The 21,035-nt window shown below is 62.3% G+C and carries 19 protein-coding genes; 3 read left to right on the plus strand and 16 right to left on the minus strand.

Annotated elements, in window-relative coordinates:
* Positions 1 to 29 precede the first annotated feature (29 nt).
* On the minus strand, positions 30 to 1,097 hold the full coding sequence (locus LVS58_RS04510; RefSeq protein WP_233690054.1) for a hypothetical protein: 1,068 nt from the start codon (positions 1,095 to 1,097) through the stop codon (positions 30 to 32).
* Positions 1,098 to 1,283: 186 nt separating this feature from the next.
* On the opposite strand from LVS58_RS04510, the gene mutS reads away from it, so the two are divergent.
* Positions 1,284 to 3,857, plus strand: a complete 2,574-nt coding sequence (gene mutS / locus LVS58_RS04515) for a DNA mismatch repair protein MutS (protein WP_233690055.1) — start codon at positions 1,284 to 1,286, stop codon at positions 3,855 to 3,857.
* Between the two features lie 140 nt (positions 3,858 to 3,997).
* The gene (gene fdxA / locus LVS58_RS04520; RefSeq protein WP_003252355.1) at positions 3,998 to 4,321 is read left to right on the plus strand and encodes a ferredoxin FdxA; all 324 of its coding nucleotides are present in this window, start codon (positions 3,998 to 4,000) and stop codon (positions 4,319 to 4,321) included.
* 535 nt (positions 4,322 to 4,856) lie between these two features.
* Here fdxA and rpoS read toward each other — a convergent pair.
* From rpoS to LVS58_RS04560, 8 genes are all read right to left on the minus strand, one after another.
* A complete protein-coding gene (gene rpoS / locus LVS58_RS04525; RefSeq protein ID WP_003252351.1) occupies positions 4,857 to 5,864 on the minus strand; it encodes an RNA polymerase sigma factor RpoS in 1,008 nt (335 codons plus the stop codon).
* Positions 5,865 to 5,972: 108 nt separating this feature from the next.
* Positions 5,973 to 6,830 carry a peptidoglycan DD-metalloendopeptidase family protein gene (locus LVS58_RS04530; protein WP_233690281.1) on the minus strand — a complete coding sequence of 286 codons (858 nt, stop codon included), beginning with the start codon at positions 6,828 to 6,830 and terminating at the stop codon, positions 5,973 to 5,975.
* 234 nt (positions 6,831 to 7,064) lie between these two features.
* The gene (locus LVS58_RS04535) at positions 7,065 to 7,703 is read right to left on the minus strand and encodes a protein-L-isoaspartate(D-aspartate) O-methyltransferase (RefSeq protein ID WP_233690282.1); all 639 of its coding nucleotides are present in this window, start codon (positions 7,701 to 7,703) and stop codon (positions 7,065 to 7,067) included.
* Positions 7,704 to 7,738: 35 nt separating this feature from the next.
* Entirely contained in the window at positions 7,739 to 8,488 is a 750-nt protein-coding gene (surE, locus tag LVS58_RS04540) for a 5'/3'-nucleotidase SurE (RefSeq protein ID WP_233690056.1), read from the minus strand.
* The gene (gene truD, locus LVS58_RS04545; protein WP_233690057.1) at positions 8,476 to 9,534 is read right to left on the minus strand and encodes a tRNA pseudouridine(13) synthase TruD; all 1,059 of its coding nucleotides are present in this window, start codon (positions 9,532 to 9,534) and stop codon (positions 8,476 to 8,478) included. The genes surE and truD overlap by 13 nt, the downstream gene beginning before the upstream one ends.
* The gene (ispF, locus tag LVS58_RS04550) at positions 9,531 to 10,004 is read right to left on the minus strand and encodes a 2-C-methyl-D-erythritol 2,4-cyclodiphosphate synthase (protein ID WP_233690058.1); all 474 of its coding nucleotides are present in this window, start codon (positions 10,002 to 10,004) and stop codon (positions 9,531 to 9,533) included. Before ispF ends, truD begins: the two co-directional genes overlap by 4 nt.
* A gap of 112 nt (positions 10,005 to 10,116) precedes the next feature.
* Complete coding sequence (gene fghA, locus LVS58_RS04555; RefSeq protein ID WP_233690059.1) at positions 10,117 to 10,971, minus strand: S-formylglutathione hydrolase; 855 nt, start codon at positions 10,969 to 10,971, stop codon at positions 10,117 to 10,119.
* Between the two features lie 8 nt (positions 10,972 to 10,979).
* On the minus strand, positions 10,980 to 12,092 hold the full coding sequence (locus LVS58_RS04560; protein ID WP_088513567.1) for an S-(hydroxymethyl)glutathione dehydrogenase/class III alcohol dehydrogenase: 1,113 nt from the start codon (positions 12,090 to 12,092) through the stop codon (positions 10,980 to 10,982).
* Between the two features lie 107 nt (positions 12,093 to 12,199).
* Here LVS58_RS04560 and LVS58_RS04565 point away from each other — a divergent pair, with 107 nt between their 5' ends.
* Complete coding sequence (locus LVS58_RS04565) at positions 12,200 to 13,096, plus strand: LysR substrate-binding domain-containing protein (RefSeq protein ID WP_233690060.1); 897 nt, start codon at positions 12,200 to 12,202, stop codon at positions 13,094 to 13,096.
* 132 nt (positions 13,097 to 13,228) lie between these two features.
* Here LVS58_RS04565 and ispD read toward each other — a convergent pair whose 3' ends face one another.
* From ispD to LVS58_RS04600, 7 genes are all read right to left on the minus strand, one after another.
* Positions 13,229 to 13,936, minus strand: a complete 708-nt coding sequence (gene ispD / locus LVS58_RS04570; protein WP_233690061.1) for a 2-C-methyl-D-erythritol 4-phosphate cytidylyltransferase — start codon at positions 13,934 to 13,936, stop codon at positions 13,229 to 13,231.
* Positions 13,933 to 14,214 (minus strand): cell division protein FtsB, encoded by a 282-nt coding sequence (gene ftsB / locus LVS58_RS04575; RefSeq protein WP_004576849.1) that lies wholly within the window; start codon positions 14,212 to 14,214, stop codon positions 13,933 to 13,935. Before ftsB ends, ispD begins: the two co-directional genes overlap by 4 nt.
* Positions 14,215 to 14,380: 166 nt before the next feature.
* Complete coding sequence (gene eno, locus LVS58_RS04580) at positions 14,381 to 15,670, minus strand: phosphopyruvate hydratase (protein ID WP_233690062.1); 1,290 nt, start codon at positions 15,668 to 15,670, stop codon at positions 14,381 to 14,383.
* Positions 15,671 to 15,824: 154 nt separating this feature from the next.
* Positions 15,825 to 16,670, minus strand: a complete 846-nt coding sequence (kdsA, locus tag LVS58_RS04585) for a 3-deoxy-8-phosphooctulonate synthase (protein WP_233690063.1) — start codon at positions 16,668 to 16,670, stop codon at positions 15,825 to 15,827.
* 3 nt (positions 16,671 to 16,673) lie between these two features.
* On the minus strand, positions 16,674 to 18,302 hold the full coding sequence (locus LVS58_RS04590; RefSeq protein WP_003252329.1) for a CTP synthase: 1,629 nt from the start codon (positions 18,300 to 18,302) through the stop codon (positions 16,674 to 16,676).
* Between the two features lie 267 nt (positions 18,303 to 18,569).
* A complete protein-coding gene (gene tilS, locus LVS58_RS04595) occupies positions 18,570 to 19,853 on the minus strand; it encodes a tRNA lysidine(34) synthetase TilS (protein ID WP_233690064.1) in 1,284 nt (427 codons plus the stop codon).
* Between the two features lie 155 nt (positions 19,854 to 20,008).
* The gene (locus LVS58_RS04600; RefSeq protein WP_233690065.1) at positions 20,009 to 20,956 is read right to left on the minus strand and encodes an acetyl-CoA carboxylase carboxyltransferase subunit alpha; all 948 of its coding nucleotides are present in this window, start codon (positions 20,954 to 20,956) and stop codon (positions 20,009 to 20,011) included.
* Between the last annotated feature and the right edge of the window lie 79 nt (positions 20,957 to 21,035).

The following is a 21,035-nucleotide window of genomic DNA, read 5'->3' on the forward strand; positions in this document are numbered from 1 at the left end:
TACCCTATCACCCTGCTTCGGGCTCTGGCTCAGGAAACTTTCAGGCTGTCCCGGGCGATTTCGCTGAACGCCAGTTCGTCACGCTGCCCCAGCCGCGGCAGCCCGTCAGGCCAGTCCTGGCTCCAGTCGAAGCCGCCCAGCTTGCGCATGTCCTCGATTGCCGAACGCCACCAGACCACCTTGCACGCACGCTGATAGTCATCACCACTCATCACACTGCCGTAGAGCAACTTGCGGCCGATGCCACGCAGCTCGCGGGGTACATGCTTGAGGCTCCATTTCACCGAGAGCCGACCCAGCCACGAGGGTGCCGGGCGATGCGCCGGCACCTTCAGGGCCAGACCTGGCATCTTCGAATGGAAATGCTCGCCGTGCCGGGCAAAGAAGATTTCCAGGATGGCATGCACGTACTGCTTCATCGCAAAGTAATGGCTGATCACGCCGCGCGCCTCGTTGATCGGCGCGCCGTGCAATTCGAAGGAAAAGGCGATCTGCTCGATCGTATGCAGGTCACGGGCATACGGCGTCCAGTGGTCGATCCGCCCGATGGCGCGCTTGGCGATGCCAACGTTGTCGCGGGTAAAGCCCATGACACCGCTGTTACACAGCCGCAAGTCATCGGCCGGTGCTTCGCCCGCCCCCGCAAGGCCCTCGGTGAAGCTGCGGTAATAACTGCTGCGCGAGGCCTCGGCCCAGCTCAGTTCCACCTCGTCGACCAGGAATTGCCCGGCATCGACCTGGCTGAACAGTTTTTGCGGCGACTGCAAAAATACCGTATCGGTATCGATGAACACGGTCTTGTCCGCCCACTGCCCGGCCTGGGCAATGGCACAGGCCTTGCGCCGGTGGGTGTAGCCGCCGTCGCCAGCCCAGGCCTGCAAGGTCTGCTCGTCCAGTGCGATCACTTCCACCGGCCAGCCGGCAAAAGCCTGTGGCTGGTCGGTAAGCACGCGGATCACCGGCAGCTCAGCCGGCTTGCAACGGGCCAGGGCGGTGAGGATGCTGAGTTTTGCCTCCAGCTGATAGATCCGGCGCTCGCCATAAAGGAGGTAGATCAGCTGTTGCGTTACATAAGGGACAGGGCTGGACACATTCATCTTGCAAATCAGGGCTAGGGGCATTCGTCGAGGGGCGCGCATTTTAGAGGGTTACGCGGCGCAGCTCCACCACTGCCCGCCAGGCTGCGCGCGCATGCCCCATAGCGCGCGCCTGCATCGCAACGAAAAAGCCTGTACCATTACCGGTTTACCATCGCCAACCAGATCCCCCCTGTAAGGCCCTGAATGTCAGATCTTTCCGCACACACCCCGATGATGCAGCAGTACTGGAAGCTGAAAAACCAGCACCCGGACCAGCTGATGTTCTACCGCATGGGCGACTTCTACGAGATCTTCTACGAAGATGCGAAAAAGGCCGCGAAACTGCTGGATATCACCCTGACCGCCCGCGGTCAGTCGGCCGGCCAGTCCATCCCCATGTGCGGGATCCCGTTCCATTCGCTGGAGGGCTACCTGGCCAAGCTGGTCAAGCTCGGCGAGTCGGTGGTGATCTGTGAGCAGATCGGCGACCCCGCCACCAGCAAGGGCCCGGTGGAGCGCCAGGTGGTGCGCATCATCACCCCCGGCACGGTCAGTGACGAGGCACTGCTCGACGAGCGCCGCGACAACCTGATTGCCGCACTGCTCGGTGACGAGCGCCTGTTCGGCCTGGCGGTACTGGACATCACCAGCGGCAATTTCAGCGTGCAGGAGATCAAGGGCTGGGAAAACCTGCTGGCCGAACTCGAGCGCCTGAACCCGGTCGAGCTGTTGATCCCCGACGACTGGCCACGGGACCTGCCTGCGGAAAAACGCCCAGGCGCCCGCCGCCGCGCCCCCTGGGACTTCGACCGCGACTCGGCACGCAAGGCCCTGTGCCAACAGTTCGCGACCAAGGACCTCAAGGGCTTCGGCTGCGACAAGCTGACCCTGGCCATCGGTGCCGCCGGCTGCCTGCTGACCTACGCCAAGGAAACCCAGCGCACCGCCCTGCCGCACCTGCGCAGCCTGCGCCACGAGCGCCTGGACGATACGGTCATCCTCGATGGAGCCAGCCGGCGCAACCTGGAGCTGGACATCAACCTGGCTGGCGGGCGCGACAACACCCTGCAATCGGTGATCGACCGCTGCCAGACTGCCATGGCCAGCCGCCTGCTGAGCCGCTGGCTGAACCGTCCACTGCGCGACCTCAAGGTGCTGCAGGCACGCCAGGACTCGATCCGCTGTCTGCTCGACGGCTACCGCTTCGAGAAGCTGCAGCCGCAGCTGAAGGAGATTGGCGATATCGAGCGGATACTCGCCCGTATTGGCCTGCGCAATGCCCGCCCGCGCGACCTGGCACGCCTGCGCGATGCGCTGGGCGCGTTGCCAGAGTTGCAGAACGCCATGACCGAGCTCGAAGCGCCGCACCTGGCGCGTCTGGCGGCCATTACCGGCACCTATCCGGAGCTGGCCAGCCTGCTGGAGCGGGCGATCATCGATAACCCGCCGGCGGTGATCCGCGACGGCGGTGTGCTGAAGGCCGGCTATGACAACGAACTGGACGAGCTGCTGGCAATCAGCGAGAACGCCGGCCAGTTTCTGATCGACCTGGAAACCCGGGAAAAGGCTCGCACCGGCCTTGCCAACCTAAAGGTCGGCTACAACCGCGTGCACGGCTACTTCATCGAACTGCCGACCAAGCAGGCCGAGCAGGCCCCGGGCGACTACATCCGCCGCCAGACCCTCAAAGGCGCCGAGCGCTTCATCACCCCGGAACTGAAGGCGTTCGAGGACAAGGCCTTGTCGGCCAAGAGCCGCGCCCTGGCCCGTGAGAAGATGCTCTACGACGCCCTGCTGGAAACCCTGATCAGCCACCTGGCGCCGCTGCAGGACAGCGCCGCCGCCCTGGCCGAACTGGATGTGCTCAGCAACCTGGCCGAGCGGGCGCTGAACCTCGACCTTAACTGCCCGCGCTTTGTCGACGAACCGTGCCTGCGCATCGAGCAGGGCCGCCACCCGGTGGTGGAACAGGTACTGACCACGCCGTTCGTGGCCAACGACCTGGGCCTGGACAACAGCACGCGCATGCTGATCATCACCGGCCCAAACATGGGCGGTAAATCTACCTACATGCGCCAGACTGCGCTTATCGTGCTCCTGGCCCACATCGGTAGCTTCGTGCCGGCAGCCAGCTGCGAGCTGTCGCTGGTCGATCGCATCTTCACCCGCATCGGCTCCAGTGACGACCTGGCCGGCGGGCGCTCGACCTTCATGGTCGAGATGAGCGAAACCGCCAACATCCTGCACAACGCCACCGACCGCAGCCTGGTGCTGATGGACGAGGTGGGCCGCGGTACCAGCACCTTCGACGGCCTGTCGCTGGCGTGGGCCGCCGCCGAGCGCCTGGCCCAGCTGCGTGCCTACACACTGTTCGCCACCCACTACTTCGAACTGACCGTGCTGCCGGAGAGCGAGCCGCTGGTGGCCAACGTGCACCTGAACGCCACCGAGCACAATGAACGCATCGTGTTCCTGCACCACGTGCTCCCCGGCCCTGCCAGCCAAAGCTACGGCCTGGCCGTCGCGCAGCTGGCCGGCGTACCAACGGCGGTGATCCAGCGTGCCCGCGAACACCTTGGCCGGCTGGAAACCAACAGCCTGCCCCATGAGCAGCCTGCGGCCCACAAGGCCAAGGATGCGCCGCAAGTGCCGCACCAGAGCGACTTGTTTGCCAGCCTGCCTCATCCAGCCATCGAGAAGCTGGGCAAGCTGCAGTTGGACGACATGACCCCGCGTCAAGCTATCGAAATGCTATATCAACTAAAGAACCTGTTATAACGGCGCCCATTACAAGCTGGTAGAATCCGCCGCGGTTTGCTGGTGCTGCAGGTTATTAGCCTGGCCTGCAGCCACATACCCGTAAACCGCGCGGCCCTGAGAGGAAGGGCCGCCGCCGTCGCCTGAGGAGAGAATTAGAAATGACCTTCGTCGTCACCGACAACTGCATCAAATGCAAATACACCGACTGCGTGGAAGTCTGTCCGGTGGACTGCTTCTACGAAGGCCCGAACTTCCTGGTCATCCACCCGGACGAGTGCATCGACTGCGCCTTGTGCGAGCCGGAGTGCCCAGCGCAAGCCATCTTCTCGGAAGACGAAGTGCCTTCTGGCATGGAAAACTTCATCGAGCTGAACGCCGAGCTGGCGGAAATCTGGCCTAACATCACCGAGCGTAAGGACGCCCTGCCGGACGCTGAAGAATGGGACGGCAAGCCTGGCAAGATTGCCGACCTGGAGCGCTGATAGCGCCCAGACGCAAAAAAGGCCCTTCGGGGCCTTTTTTTGTTTTCCTACGGGCAAAAAAAAGGGGCGGTTTGACCCGCCCACATTTTTTCCGTAGTCCCTGCTTGTCCCGAACATCATCCTGATGAAATCGCTTCTTGCGATGTCCCTGGCCTTCATCCTGAAAGCCTGTGCATGTCCCTGTGCACAGTTCGAATACTAGCGGGTTCAGCCACACGAGCAAGCGATGGAGCTTGCAAGGTATTTCCGCGGACACATTTACTCACCGGTGAATAAACCATGCTTTTCAATGGGTTGTAAAAATGCAGCCTTTGGAAACGGCTTTGATTTACTGAAGGTTGTATGGAAAGCTTACACAACGAGTAAGCAAAGGCTTACACGCGATGTTACTGGGGTAGCGCTGTACACATTTGATAGGTGTCCTGCCTGGCAGAGTCTGGGCGTCATTCGCCCCGGCAATCTGAACGGAAACTCGCTTTTCGCCACAAACAAAGACGCCCCGAGATTATCGGGGCGTCCTTTGTTGCAGCACTGGCTACTGGAACAATGACTCGCTGGACAGACCATTCTTTTCAAGGATCTCGCGCAAGCGCTTGAGCCCTTCTACCTGAATCTGCCGCACCCGTTCCCGGGTCAGGCCAATCTCCAGGCCAACATCTTCGAGTGTACTGCTTTCATGCCCTCGCAGGCCGAAGCGACGCACCACCACCTCGCGCTGCTTGTCGGTCAACTCACCCAGCCACTGGTCTATGCTCTGCGACAGGTCGTCATCCTGCAGCAGTTCGCATGGGTCGGTCGGGCGGTCGTCGGTGAGGGTATCGAGCAGGGTCTTGTCCGAATCCGGGCCAAGCGACACGTCTACCGAAGACACCCGCTCGTTCAGGCCGAGCATACGCTTGACCTCGGCGACCGGCTTTTCCAGCAAGGTGGCGATTTCTTCCGGCGAGGGCTCGTGGTCGAGTTTCTGCGTCAGCTCGCGCGCGGCGCGCAGGTAGACGTTCAGTTCCTTGACCACGTGGATCGGCAGGCGAATGGTGCGGGTCTGGTTCATGATCGCCCGTTCGATGGTCTGGCGAATCCACCAGGTCGCGTAGGTCGAAAAACGGAAACCACGCTCCGGGTCGAACTTTTCGACCGCACGGATCAGCCCCAGGTTGCCCTCCTCGATCAGGTCGAGCAACGACAGGCCACGGTTCACGTAACGACGGGCAATTTTGACAACCAGGCGCAGGTTGCTTTCGATCATGCGCTTGCGCCCGGCAGGGTCACCCTTTTGCGACAAGCGCGCAAAATGCACTTCTTCTTCCGGCGAAAGCAGCGGCGAGAAACCAATCTCGTTGAGATACAGCTGGGTGGCATCGAGCGCCCTGCTGTAATCGATGTACTTGTGTTGCTTGAGCGAAGAGCCCGACTTGGCCCTCGTCCGAACCGAAGATACAGCAGGTTCGTCTGACACCACATCCGTTTCCAAAACGATACCCGTCTCCATCAGGAGTACGTCATCGTCGATGTCAAACTCCGGCACTTCTTTACTGAGAGCCATTGTTATAATCCTTTGCTGAGTTCGAACTCAGACTCGAGCGGCACCTTTCTCCCTGGCAGCGCTTGAGCCTGTCCCCTCTACATCACAGGAACAGGCTGGGTACAACGGTCAACGACGTGGCAGGAACTGGAGCGGATCGACGGGTTTTCCCTGGCGGCGAATCTCGAAATGCAGCTTCACCCGATCTGTGCCCGTAGACCCCATTTCAGCAATCGACTGCCCTGCCTTGACCTGCTGCCCCTCCCGAACCAACAGCCTGCGGTTATGACCGTAGGCACTGACGTAGGTGTCGCTGTGCTTGATGATGATCAGCTCGCCGTAGCCCCTCAAACCACTCCCGGCATAAACCACCGCACCATCAGACGCAGCAAAAACAGGCTGTCCCAAATCACCGGCGATATCAATGCCTTTATTCAAACTACCGTTTGAAGCAAATTTTCCAATCAGCACGCCATTGGCAGGCCAGGTCCAGCCGCCTACCGCACGCTCCGCAGCCGGTACGGTGGCAACCACTGGCGCGCTGCTCGAAGAGGCCGGCGTGGCCGGCTTGCTGGTGCTGGCAGGCGCGGTGGCAGTGCTGCCCACAGGCCGCCGCGTGACCGTGGTGCGGCTTGACGAGGACGGGCTGGACACCACCGTGGTGCGGCTGCTGGAACCGCTGCTGAAACGAATCGCTTGGCCCGGGCGGATGGTATAAGGCGCCTGAATGCCGTTGCGTGCAGCCAGCTCCTTGTAGTCCCAACCATAACGGAAGGCGATGGAGAACAGGGTATCGCCAGGCTTGACGATGTACTGCCCAGACGTCACCGCCGGGCGCTTGGGCACGGTGCTGTTGCGGTCGACCACCCGCGCGCTGGTGCTGCTGGTGCTTGAGCAACCCACCAGAAACGTGCCCATGGCCAATGCAATCACCAGAAGCTTGAAACCCGACCCGTCCTTGCGCTGCCGAATGACTGTGTGACCCACCCGCGCTCCCCTCATGGTGCCGAAAATCGATATGAAGACAAGAAATGCAATATTGTTGCAATTATAACCAAGCCAGCCGGTAATGGCAGACGGGTTCAAATGACGGGCAAAACCCGGTGCACGCCGTGCGTTAGCGCTTCGCACCGCCTGATAGACAGGGCGAAGCGACAAGAATTCGCCACCGGCACAAAAATACACCGAGCCTCATGCCTGCACAGCTCGGATCAACAGGCCTCAGGCCAGCGGCCCATTGAGCAGCGGCACGAAACGCACAGCCCCCAGTACGCGACGGGAGAATCCGTGCTCCTCGCGCACGATCAGCATCAGTTGCTGCGCTTCGCCGGCGGGCCCTACCGGGATGACCATGCGTCCACCGGGTGCCAGTTGGTCGAGCAGGGCCTGTGGCACTTCCGGCGCCACGGCGGTGACGATGATGCCGTTGTACGGCGCAAGCGCCGGCCACCCCTCACACCCGTCACCCCAGCGGAATACCACGTTGCGCAGGTTAAGCTCCACCAGGCGCTCTTTGGCCCGGTCCTGCAGCACCTTGATGCGCTCTACCGAAAACACCCGCTCGACCAGCTGGGCCAGGATCGCCGTCTGGTAGCCCGAACCGGTGCCAATTTCCAGCACCTTGTCCAGCGGCCCAGCCTCGAGCAGCAGTTCGCTCATGTGAGCAACCATGAACGGCTGGGAGATGGTCTGGTTGTGGCCGATCGGCAGCGCGGTGTCTTCGTAAGCCCGATGCGCCAGCGCCTCGTCGACGAACAGGTGGCGCGGCGTACGACGGATCACGTCGAGCACCTTGGCGTTCGAAACCCCCTCTTCGCACAAGCGCTGGATCAGCCGCTCCCGGGTACGCTGAGAGGTCATGCCGATGCCACGCCGCAGCATATCGTCCTCGCGCATCAGAGCAGGCCCTCCAGCCATCCATCGAGCTGCTCGAAGGCATCATTGAAGGTGCGGTCGAGCTGCAACGGGGTAATCGATACGTAGCCTTGCATCACCGCGTGGAAGTCGGTGCCCGGGCCGCCGTCCTCGGCATCACCGGCCACGGCAATCCAGTAGCCTTCCTTGCCACGCGGGTTGACCACCTTGGTTGGCGCCGCTGCCCGCGCCCGGTGACCGAGACGGGTGAGCTGGATGCCACGGATGTGCTCCAGTGGCAAGTTGGGAATATTGACGTTGAGTACGGTGCGTGGCGGCAACACCAGGCGCGACTGTGCCTCGACCAGACGACGGGCGATATGGGCCGCAGTCGGCAGGTTGTCCGGCTGGCGCGACAACAGCGAGAACGCCAGCGAGGTACCGCCGAGGAAGCGGCCTTCCAGCGCCGCAGCGACCGTTCCCGAATACAGCACGTCATCGCCCAGGTTGGCACCGAGGTTGATCCCCGACACGACCATGTCCGGCGCCTGCGGCAACAGCCCATTGAGCCCCAGGTGCACGCAGTCGGTCGGCGTGCCGTTGAGGCTGATGAAGCCATTGGCCAGGGTCTGCGGATGCAGTGGCCGGTCCAGCGTCAGCGAACTGCTGGCGCCGCTCTTGTCTTGATCCGGGGCGATCACCGCGCACTCGGCATAATCCACCAGCGCAGCGTGCAGCGCGGCGATGCCAGGTGCGGTAACACCGTCGTCATTCGAAATCAGAATACGCATGGGCTGTCCGTCTGCCCTGCCGACACCAGATCCACGACTTCACGCACCACCACGGTGGCGAAGCATCCGGCCGGCAGGACGAATTCCAGTTGCAGGATATCAGGCTCGGGATAATGCCACGTCAGGCTGCCAATAGGGAGCCGCAGAATTCGCCGTTCGTGATCCATGCCCGCCTGGGCCAGCCACTGGCAAAGTGCCGGCTGACGTGCGCCGATCGTGTTTTCCAGCTGGGCGGGTGCACCGCCAGCAGGCGAAGCGCCCTCCCCCCACATCGGGCCGGTTGGGTGCAAGTCGAGAATCGCCAGGCGCGGGTCGGCACATTCCGCCTCACCCGCCGGGAAGAAACTGCGGCTGTCGGTGAACGCCAGCAGGTCCCCGACCTGGGCCCGGGCCCAGCTACCGTCAGCGACACGCGCAGCCAACAACTGGTTGAACAGGTAGCTGCGCCCGGCCGACAGCAGCCGCGAACGCACGTTGCGCTGTTCAGGCAAAGCCTTGCGCGCAGCCCAATCGAGGGCGTCATGGACGTTGCCACCACCGTGCCCGAAGCGCTGGGTGCCGAAGTAGTTGGGCACACCTTGCTGCTTGAGCTGCTCCAGGCGCGCATCCACCGCTTGGTGATCGGCAGCCAGGGCCGTCAGGCGCAGGGTGAACCCGTTGGCCGAATGCGCGCCGCGCTGCAGTTTGCGCTGGTGACGCACCTGTTTGAGCACACGCAGGCTGGCATCCTCGGCACGTGACAGATCCGGGTCGGCCTTGCCTGGCAGGTGCAGGCTGAACCACTGGCGAGTCAGCGCCTGGCGGTCCTTCAGGCCGGCGTAGCTGATGCTGCGCACCGGCACGCCAGCGGCGCGGGCAAGGCGCCGGGCGGCTTCTTCAGTGTTCAGATCACGCTTCTCGACCCACAGCCACAGGTGCTCGCCTTGGCCCGATAGCGGTATGTCCAGGACTTCGTCAACCTGAAAGTCTTCGGCAACCGCTTTGAGGACGGCGGTGCCCAGGGGTTCGCCCGATGCGCGCGGGCCCAGCAGTTCCAGTTCGGTCATGCTGGCAGCAGCAGGGCGACCGAATGCACGGCGATGCCCTCCTCGCGGCCGGTAAAGCCCAGCTTCTCTGTGGTGGTGGCCTTGACATTGACCTGGTCCAGTCCGACCTGCAGGTCTTCGGCGATCAACTGGCGCATGGTTTCGATGTGCGGGGCCATTTTCGGTGCCTGGGCGACAATGGTGGCGTCAACGTTGCCGACCTTCCAGCCCTTGGCCTTGACGATACCGACCACATGGCGCAGCAGCGCGCGGCTGTCAGCGCCCTTGAACTGCGGGTCAGTGTCAGGGAAGTGCTTGCCGATATCGCCCAGCGCAGCAGCGCCCAGCAAGGCATCGCTCAGGGCGTGCAGCAGCACGTCACCGTCGGAGTGGGCCAGCAGGCCGTATTTGTGGGGGATACGCACCCCGCCCAGGGTAATGAAATCACCGTCGCAGAACCGGTGCACATCGTAGCCGTGGCCAATACGCATAAAAAAACGCCCTGAATGAGTCAGGGCGTGATTCTACCTGCTTTGCAGGGGATGTGTGGGATTGGGGCTGCTGTGCAGCCCTTCGCGGGCAGGCCCGCGCCCACAGGTTGCGTTAAACCCGCCCCAGTGCCACCGCATGATGGCGCAGGTGTTCCTCGATGAAGCTGGCAATGAAGTAGTAGCTATGGTCATAGCCCGGCTGCATACGCAGGGTCATTTCATGGCCACCTTTGCGTGCCGCCTGTTCCAGCGCTTCAGGCTTGAGTTGCTTCTCGAGAAAGTCGTCACGGTCGCCCTGGTCCACCAGCAACGGCGGGCATTTGCCAGCAGGGGTTTCGGCCAGCAGCACGCTGGCATCCCACTCCCGCCAGCGCCCACGGTCTTCACCCAGGTAGCGGCTGAAGGCCTTCTCGCCCCAAGGACAATCCATCGGATTGCTGATCGGCGAGAATGCCGACACCGAACGATAGCGCCCCGGATTGCGCAAGGCGCACACCAGCGCGCCATGCCCACCCATGGAGTGGCCACTGATGCTGCGCGCGCCCGACGCCGGGAAGTGTGCCTCGATCAGGGCTGGCAACTCCTCCACCACATAGTCGTGCATGCGGTAGTGCTGGGCCCAGGGTTGCTGGGTGGCGTTGAGGTAAAAGCCAGCGCCCAGACCGAAGTCCCAGGCGCCGTCCGGATCGCCCGGCACCTGCTCGCCACGCGGACTGGTATCGGGGGCCACGATGATCAGCCCCAGCTCGGCGGCCAGACGCTGGGCGCCGGCCTTCTGCATGAAGTTCTCGTCGGTGCAGGTGAGGCCGCTGAGCCAGTACAGTACCGGCAGCTTTTCGCCCTGCTCGGCCTGCGGTGGCAGGTACACAGCGAACACCATATCGCAACCCAGCACCTTGGAATGATGCCGGTAACGCTTGTGCCAGCCGCCGAAGCTCTTCTGGCAGGAGATATTATCCAGGCTCATGGCAGACCTCAGAAGTGGATCACGCTACGGATGCTCTTGCCTTCATGCATCAGGTCGAAGGCCTTGTTGATGTCTTCCAGACCCATCGTGTGGGTGATGAAGGTGTCCAGCGGGATCTCGCCTTTCTCGGACATTTCCACGTAGCTCGGCAGCTCGCTGCGGCCACGCACGCCGCCGAACGCCGACCCCCGCCAAACCCGACCGGTAACCAGCTGGAACGGACGCGTGGAAATTTCCTGGCCGGCACCGGCCACACCGATGATCACCGACTCACCCCAGCCCTTGTGGCAGCATTCCAGGGCGGCACGCATCAGCTGAACGTTGCCGATGCACTCGAAGGAGAAGTCCACACCACCATCGGTGAGGTCGACGATCACTTCCTGGATCGGGCGATCGTAGTCTTTCGGGTTGACGCAATCGGTGGCACCCAATTGACGGGCGATTTCGAACTTGGCCGGGTTGATGTCGATGGCGATGATACGCGAGGCCTTGGCCTTGACCGCACCGATCACGGCCGACAGGCCGATGCCACCGAGGCCGAAGATGGCCACGGTATCACCCGGCTTGACCTTGGCAGTGTTGAGTACTGCGCCAATACCGGTGGTGACGCCACAGCCCAGCAAGCAGACCTTTTCCAGTGGTGCTTCTTTCTGGATCTTGGCCACGGAAATTTCCGGCAGCACGGTGTATTCGGAGAACGTCGAGGTGCCCATGTAGTGGAACAGCTGCTGGCCCTTGTACGAGAAGCGCGTGGTGCCGTCCGGCATCAGGCCCTTGCCCTGGGTGGCGCGGATGGCCTGGCACAGGTTGGTCTTGCCCGAGAGGCAGAACTTGCACTTGCCGCATTCCGGGGTGTACAGCGGGATGACGTGGTCACCCACGGCGACCGAGGTCACCCCCTCGCCTACCGCTTCGACGATGGCACCGCCCTCGTGGCCGAGGATCGATGGGAAGATCCCTTCCGGGTCGGCACCGGACAGGGTATAGGCATCGGTGTGGCAGACACCGCTGGCGACCACACGCAACAGCACTTCACCGGCTTTTGGCATGGCCACGTCGACTTCGACGATTTCCAGGGGTTTCTTGGCTTCGAAGGCAACGGCAGCACGGGACTTGATCATCAAAGGTCTCCAGACAGTGGATCGATTCAGTCTTGCAGTGTAATTCAGCGACTTTTGATGAATAATCAGCCCAAAGACAAAACATTATTGCCATACAGGGATAATCGATGAGCAGCCGATGGGAAGGCATCGACGAATTTGTCGCCGTAGCTGAATCGGGCCAGTTCACAGCCGCCGCCGAGCGCCTGGGGGTCTCCTCGTCGCACATCAGCCGGCAGATCGCCCGCCTGGAAGAACGCCTGCAAACGCGCTTGCTGTACCGCAGTACCCGCCGGGTAACCCTGAGCGAGGCCGGGCAGACCTTCCTGCAGCATTGCCAGCGCTTGCAGGATGGCCGCGAGGAAGCGCTGCGCGCCATGGGCGACCTGGCCAGCGAACCGAAGGGCTTGCTGCGCATGACGTGCGCAGTGGCCTACGGCGAGCGCTTCATCGTGCCGCTGGTGACGCGATTCATGGCGCTGTACCCGCAGCTGCGCGTGGATGTTGAGCTGAGCAACCACACCCTCGATCTGCTGCATGAAGGCATGGACCTGGCAATCCGCCTGGGTCGCCTGGCCGACTCTCGCCTGGTGGCTACCCGCCTGGCGCCACGGCGCATGTACCTGTGCGCCTCGCCAGCCTATCTTGAGCACTATGGTCGGCCACACAGCCTGTCGGAACTGGCGCGGCACAATTGCCTGGTGGGGAGTTCGGACGTGTGGGCGCTACAGCAGGATGGCCGTGAGATCAGCCAGCGGGTACAGGGTAACTGGCGCTGCAACAGTGGCCAGGCAGTGCTGGATGCGGCGCTGCAAGGGATCGGGTTGTGCCAGTTGCCGGATTACTACGTGCTGGAACACCTGAACAGTGGTGCGCTGGTGTCGCTGCTGGAGGCGCATCAACCGCCGAATACGGCGGTGTGGGCGCTGTATCCGCAGCAGAGGCACCTGTCGCCGAAGGTGCGGCGGCTGGTGGATTACCTGAAGGAGGGGTTGGCGGGGTTGCCGGAGTATCGTTTCGGCTGACGGGATGTGCTGCATGTACCGGCCTCTTCGCGGGTAAACCCGCTCCTACACAAGGGCCTGTGTCCAACCACCGATGTGTGTCCACCGCCCTGTAGGGCGGGTTCCCGCGAAGAGGCCGGCCCAGGAGAACGCTCAGCGTTTACCCGCCCAGCGCTGGCGCAACCATTCGAGATCTTCGGGCCGGGTGACCTTTATGTTGTCACTGCGCCCTTCCACCAGCCGCGGCGCCTGACCGGACCATTCGATGGCAGAAGCCTCGTCGGTCACCACCACATCCGACACCAGGCACTCGGCCAGCGCCCGGTGCAACGCGCCAAGGCGGAACATCTGTGGTGTGTATGCCTGCCAGATCGTGCTGCGGTCCACGGTAGCACTCACCCGGCCATGGCTGTCGGCACGCTTGAGGGTATCGCGCGCAGGCACCGCCAGCAGGCCACCCACCGGGTCGTCCGCCAGCTCCGACAACAGCTTGTCCAGGTCGCTGCGCGCCAGGTTCGGCCGCGCAGCATCGTGCACCAGCACCCAGTCGCTGTCCAACGCCCCCTGGGCATGCAGCACCAGCAAGGCGTTGAGCACCGAGTCAGCGCGTTCACGCCCGCCCGCCGCACACTGGATGCGTGGGTCGCGGGCGTAGCGCAGGTCAGGCCAGTACGGGTCGTCTTCGGCAATGCTGACCACCACGCCTTTAAGCGCCGGGTGGCCAAGAAAACAGTCGAGGCTGTGCTCGAGAAGGGTCTGCCCAGCCAGCTCCAGGTATTGCTTGGGGCGGTCGGCAGCCATGCGGGCACCTACACCCGCCGCAGGAATCACGGCCCAGAAGGCCGGCAAGGTATCGATCATTTCTGTGGCAACTGGAAGAGGGTTTCGCCCTCTTTGACCATCCCCAATTCATGGCGGGCCCGTTCTTCAACGGTCTCCATGCCTTTTTTCAGCTCTAGCACCTCAGCATCGAGCACACGATTACGCTCGAGCAAGCGCTCGTTCTCGGCATGCTGATCGGCAATCTGCTGCTTCAGTTCGGTCACTTGCGCCAGGCTGCCGTTACCCACCCACAGGCGGTACTGCAGGCCACCCAACAGCAAGAGCAGAACGAGGAACAACCAATAGGGACTGCGCATCACGTTATCCAGGTTAAAAAGGCTGCCGCGTGTTTTACTTCGGGGCCTCGAATAGCACGAAGCCTGGCCGAGGCCAGGCTTCGTCGACAGAAACCCGTTGGTACGTAGGAAAGTTCAGTACGAACGTTCCTACAACTTCGGCTGCTGCCTTTTTACCATCTCTTGCTTAGCCGCGAAACTCGGCACGACCGCGGTAAACCGCTTTGGCGCCCAGTTGCTCTTCGATGCGCAGCAGCTGGTTGTACTTGGAAACGCGGTCGGAACGGCACAGTGAGCCGGTCTTGATCTGGCCAGCAGCAGTACCCACAGCCAGGTCGGCAATGGTCGAGTCTTCGGTTTCACCGGAACGGTGCGAGATCACTGCAGTGTAACCAGCAGCCTTGGCCATCTGGATGGCTTCCAGGGTTTCGGTCAGCGAGCCGATCTGGTTGAACTTGATCAGGATCGAGTTACCGATGCCTTTCTCGATGCCTTCCTTGAGGATCTTGGTGTTGGTTACGAACAGGTCGTCACCGACCAGCTGGACTTTTTCACCGATCTTGTCAGTGAGGATTTTCCAGCCAGCCCAGTCGGACTCGTCCAGGCCGTCTTCGATCGAAATGATCGGGAAACGCTCGGTCAGGCCTTTCAGGTAGTCGGCGAAGCCTTCGGCGTCGAACGACTTGCCTTCGCCGGACAGGTTGTACTTGCCGTCTTCGTAGAATTCGGAAGCCGCGCAGTCCAGGGCCAGGGTCACGTCGGTACCCAGCTTGTAGCCGGCTTTTTCGACAGCTTCAGCGATGGCGCCCAGGGCGTCTTCGTTGGATGCCAGGTTCGGGGCGAAACCACCTTCATCACCTACGGCAGTGTTCAGGCCACGGGCCTTGAGGACGGCCTTGAGGTGGTGGAAGACTTCGGTGCCCATGCGCAGGCCGTCGGAGAAAGTCTTGGCGCCAACCGGCTGAACCATGAACTCCTGGATGTCGACGTTGTTGTCGGCGTGCTCGCCACCGTTGATGATGTTCATCATCGGCACCGGCATCGAGTACTGGCCCGGGGTACCGTTAAGGTTGGCAATGTGCGCGTACAGCGGCAGGTCCTGGTCCTGGGCAGCAGCTTTGGCGGCAGCCAGGGAAACAGCCAGGATGGCGTTGGCGCCCAGCTTGGCCTTGTTCTCGGTACCGTCCAGCTCGATCATGGCGCGGTCCAGCGCCTTCTGGTCGGAAGGATCCTTGCCCAGCAGCAGGTCACGGATCGGGCCGTTGATGTTGGCGACGGCCTTCAGCACGCCCTTGCCCAGGTAACGGCTCTTGTCGCCATCACGCAGCTCCAGCGCTTCGCGCGAGCCGGTAGAAGCACCGGACGGCGCGCAAGCGCTGCCGATGATGCCGTTGTCGAGCAGTACATCGGCTTCCACAGTGGGGTTGCCACGCGAATCGAGAACTTCACGACCTTTGATGTCGACGATTTTTGCCATTGTTGTAAGCACTCCAGAATTTGACGAAAACAACTTAGCTTAGGAAATTCTTGCCGTTCACCAGGCGAACTTGCTTTGGGCAGGCCTGATGAAGGGAGCCCCTGACCGACTGGTCAGGGGTGGATCGGGCGGTACTTTACCCGAGAAATGAGCTTTACGCGGTTTCTACCGTCGGAAAACTTTTCACCAGGTCATCCAATTGCTTGAGCTGGACCAGAAACGGCTCCAGTTTATCCAGGCGCAAGGCGCATGGGCCATCGCACTTGGCGTTGTCCGGATCGGGGTGGGCCTCGAGGAAAAGCCCGGCCAGGCCCTGGCTCATGCCGGCCTTGGCCAGGTCAGTGACCTGGCCACGACGGCCGCCGGCGGAATCGGCGCGGCCACCCGGCATCTGCAGGGCGTGGGTCACGTCGAAGAACACCGGGTAGTCGAACTGCTTCATGATGCCGAAGCCCAGCATGTCGACCACCAGGTTGTTGTAGCCGAAACTCGAACCGCGCTCGCAGAGTATCAACCGGTCGTTACCGGCCTCTTCGCACTTGGCCAGGATGTGTTTCATTTCCTGAGGTGCGAGGAACTGAGCCTTCTTGATGTTGATCACCACGCCGGTCTTGGCCATGGCCACCACCAGGTCAGTTTGCCGCGACAGGAAAGCCGGCAACTGGATGATGTCGCATACCTTGGCGACGGGCTCGGCCTGGTAAGGCTCGTGCACGTCGGTGATCACCGGCACGTTGAAGGTGCGCTTGATCTCTTCGAAGATCTTCAGCCCCTCTTCCATGCCAGGGCCACGGTAGGACGTCACCGACGAACGGTTGGCCTTGTCGAAGCTGGCCTTGAACACATACGGGATACCGAGCTTCTCGGTAACCCGCACGTACTCTTCACAGACCTTCATCGCCAGGTCACGGGATTCCAGAACATTCATGCCGCCGAACAAGACGAAAGGCTTGTCGTTAGCGATCTCGATGTTACCGACGCGGATGATCTTCTGGGTCATCGATCAGGCCTTGTTCTTCTGAGCCAGGGCTGCCTTGACGAAGCCGCTGAACAGCGGGTGGCCGTCACGCGGCGTCGAAGTGAACTCCGGGTGGAATTGGCAAGCGACGAACCATGGGTGGTCCTTGGACTCGACCACTTCCACCAGCGCGCCGTCTTCGGAACGGCCGGAAACCACCAGACCAGCTTCCACCAGTTGTGGCAGCAGGTTGTTGTTCACTTCGTAGCGGTGACGGTGACGCTCGGTGATCACGTCCTTGCCGTAGCAGTCGTGCACCTTGGAACCGGCAGCCAGCTGGCAGTCCTGTGCGCCCAGGCGCATGGTGCCGCCCAGGTCGGAAGCCTCGTCGCGGGTCTCGACGGCACCGGTGGCATCGGCCCACTCGGTGATCAGGCCGACCACTGGGTGGCCGCTGTTACGGTCGAACTCGGTGGAGTTGGCGTCTTTCCAGCCCATCACGTTACGGGCGAACTCGATGACGGCCACCTGCATGCCCAGGCAGATACCCAGGTACGGCACCTTGTTTTCACGGGCGTATTGCACCGCAGTGATCTTGCCTTCCACACCGCGCAGGCCGAAACCGCCCGGCACCAGGATGGCATCGGCGCCTTCGAGCAGGCTGGTGCCCTGGTTCTCGATGTCTTCGGAGTCGATGTAACGCAGGTTGACCTTGGTACGGTTGGTGATGCCGGCGTGGCTCATCGCTTCGATCAGCGACTTGTACGCATCCAGCAGCTCCATGTACTTGCCGACCATGGCGATGGTCACTTCGTGCTCGGGGTTGAGCTTGGCATCGACCACCTTGTCCCACTCGGACAGGTCGGCGCCATTGCACTGCAGGCCGAAGCGCTCGACGACGAAGTCGTCCAGGCCCTGAGCGTGCAGTACGCCCGGGATCTTGTAGATGGTGTCGACGTCTTCCAGCGAAATCACCGCACGCTCTTCAACGTTGGTGAACAGCGCGATCTTGCGACGCGACGAAGCATCCACCGGGTGGTCGGAGCGGCAGATCAGCACGTCAGGCTGCAGGCCGATGGAGCGCAGCTCCTTGACCGAGTGCTGGGTCGGCTTGGTCTTGGTTTCGCCAGCGGTGGCGATGTACGGGACCAGGGTCAGGTGCATCAGCATGGCACGCTTGGAGCCCACTTCGACACGCAGCTGGCGAATCGCCTCGAGGAACGGCTGCGATTCGATATCACCCACGGTACCGCCGATTTCCACCAGGGCCACGTCGGCATCGCCGGCACCCTTGATGATGCGACGCTTGATTTCGTCGGTGATGTGCGGGATGACCTGGATGGTCGCGCCCAGGTAATCACCACGACGCTCCTTACGCAGCACGTGCTCGTAGATGCGGCCAGTGGTGAAGTTGTTGTTCTGGGTCATGGTGGTGCGGATGAACCGCTCGTAGTGACCCAGGTCGAGGTCGGTCTCGGCGCCATCGTGGGTGACAAAAACTTCACCGTGCTGGAACGGGCTCATGGTGCCCGGGTCGACGTTGATGTACGGATCCAGCTTGAGCATGGTGACCTTCAGGCCCCGCGCTTCCAGGATGGCCGCCAGGGAAGCCGAGGCAATGCCTTTCCCCAATGAAGAAACAACACCGCCCGTGACGAATATGTAGCGCGTCATGAAAAACCCTAGAAGTCTGCGTTAAGGCGGCCAGCGCCGCCGGAGAAAGCGAAGGAAGGCCGAAGCCCCCGATCACCTGCGTCAATCACAGTGCATCTCGAAAAACTGCCGCGTCTGTACAGCCAGGGTATACCCGGCATGGCGTTCGCTCGTCATTTCCAGAATCAGCTCGGCAAAAAACTGCTTGGTAATCGGCAACTCCTGTGTTTTCGCGGAACCCACAGAAGTTGTATCAAGAAGGGAGGGTAGTCTACCGGAATGTACCCTTCAGCTCAAACCTTGCGCGTTCGTCGGTAACTGCCAGTGCAGTTGGCAATTCGCCTGCACCAGCCCGGGCAGGTTGGCCACCGCCAGCAGGCGTTCGCCGTGATACAGCAACGGCAGGCGCGAGCGCAGGAAATGCGGCACCTGCTGTTCGTTGAGCAGGCGCTTGAGGTCACGCCGACCACGGCCGGGAACCTCCAGCATTTCACCACCCTGACGGTAGGCGACACGCAACCCGCTCGGCACGGCTGCGCCAACAAGACGCACGCAACCATTGCCAGGCAACCGCAACGGCCCATCAGGGTCGGGCCAGGCCAGCGAGCCAGTGGGTTGCTGTAGCCAATCACCGCTCAACCACCAGATGCGTCCGTGGCTACGCACCAACCGTCCATCGGCAAGCCGCCAGACAGGCCGGGCATCGGCAGCGGCATCGCGCAGGTCTGCCCAGCCGGCCCAGTGCCGGGTATCGGGCAAACGGGTGCGCTGGCTCAGCCAGTACTGCAAGGCATTGCGCTGGCGGGCCGGCGATAACGCCAACAGGGCGGCCAGGTCGAGGGAATCCATCCCCGGCCAAGCGATGGGCGCCCCCTTGCCCGCAAGCGCCAGATCCTCCCGGGCCAGTTCGTCCAGCAAACCCAACGCCTCGCCCAGATGCTCTGCTGCACGGGCGAAGTTCTGGCTGGCCTGTGGCCAACGCTGCTGCAAGTGCGGCATCACTTCGCCGCGCAGGTAGTTGCGGGCGAATTGTGTGTCGGCGTTTGACGGGTCTTCGATCCAGGCCAGCCCTTGGGCTTGGGCATATTCCTGCAAATGTTGCCGGGAACAGGCCAGTAACGGCCTGACCAGGCTGCCCTGCCCCAGCGCCCGCTGCCTCGGCATTGCCGCCAGGCCACGCAGGCCGGCGCCGCGCAACAGGCGCAACAGCAAGGTCTCGGCCTGATCGTCGCGGTGCTGGCCGGTGAACAGGACATCGCCCGGGCCGAGCACTTGCCTGAAGGCGGCATAGCGGGCATCTCGAGCAGCCTGTTCCAGGCTGGCGCCTGGGGAGACCTGGACATGGATGACCTGGAGTTCGACGTCGAAATTGTCGCAGATGGCTTGGCAGTGGGCGGGCCAGGCGTCGGCAGCGGCTTGCAGGCCGTGGTGAATATGGATGGCGCGCAGCGGGGGGGAAACGTGAGTGCAGGCGTATTCGGCCAGCAGGTGCAGGAGGACGGTGGAGTCGAGGCCGCCAGAGAACGCGATGCACCAGGCGGGGGCGTTGAGCCAGGGGGCGAGATCAATCATCAGGACCTCGAAAGGTTTGATGTCGCATTCGCGGGTAAACCCGTTCCTACAGGGGGCCGTGCATGACCTGTAGGAGCGGGTTTACCCGCGAACACCGGCGAAGCCGGTGCCATCAATAACAAGGGCCGCAAAACGGCCCCCGGGGCAAATCAGAATCAGAGGCCGTAGCTCATCAGACGCTCGTAACGACGGGCCAGCAGCGCATCGCTGTCGAACTTGCCGAGCATGTCAAGCTGCTGCACCAGATCGGCACGGATGCTTTCGGACATCTTGGCTGGATCACGGTGGGCTCCGCCCAGCGGCTCCTGGATGACCTTGTCGACAATGTTCAGGCTCTTCAGACGCTCGGCGGTGATGCCCATGGCCTCGGCCGCGTCTGCTGCTTTATCGGCCGTTTTCCACAGAATCGAAGCACAGCCTTCCGGCGAGATAACCGAGTAGGTGGAATACTGCAGCATGTTCAGTTGGTCGCACACGCCAATGGCCAGCGCCCCGCCGGAACCACCCTCACCGATCACGGTAGCGATGATCGGGGTTTTCAGGCGAGCCATGACCCGCAGGTTCCAGGCGATGGCTTCACTCTGGTTGCGCTCTTCGGCGTCGATGCCCGGGTAGGCGCCCGGCGTGTCGATGAAGGTCAGGATCGGCATCTTGAAGCGTTCGGCCATTTCCATCAGGCGGCAGGCCTTGCGGTAGCCTTCCGGGCGCGGCATGCCGAAGTTGCGACGCACTTTCTCGCGCACCTCACGGCCCTTCTGGTGGCCAATGACCATGACCGGCTTGCCGTCCAGACGCGCAGTACCACCCACGATGGCGGCGTCATCGGAGAAGTGACGGTCCCCGTGCAGCTCTTCGAATTCGGTGAAGATGTGCTCCAGGTAGTCCAAGGTGTAAGGACGACGCGGGTGACGGGCCAGGCGCGCGATCTGCCAGCTGGTCAGGTTGCCGAAGATGCTTTCGGTCAGGGTGTTGCTCTTGTCTTGCAGACGGGCAATTTCATCGCTGATGTTCAGCGAGTTGTCGTTGCCCACCAGGCGCAGGCCTTCGATCTTGGCTTGCAGGTCGGCAATCGGCTGTTCGAAGTCGAGGAAATTCGGGTTCATAGTCATCCGTCTTGGGTCTACGGCCAGGCGGCCGGCCGGTTGATCCGTTTGGCGCCATACCTTAAGGGATCAGGCGCAT

Source organism: Pseudomonas sp. JR33AA, assembly GCF_021378985.1.
In the GTDB taxonomy this organism is placed as follows: domain Bacteria; phylum Pseudomonadota; class Gammaproteobacteria; order Pseudomonadales; family Pseudomonadaceae; genus Aquipseudomonas; species Aquipseudomonas alloputida.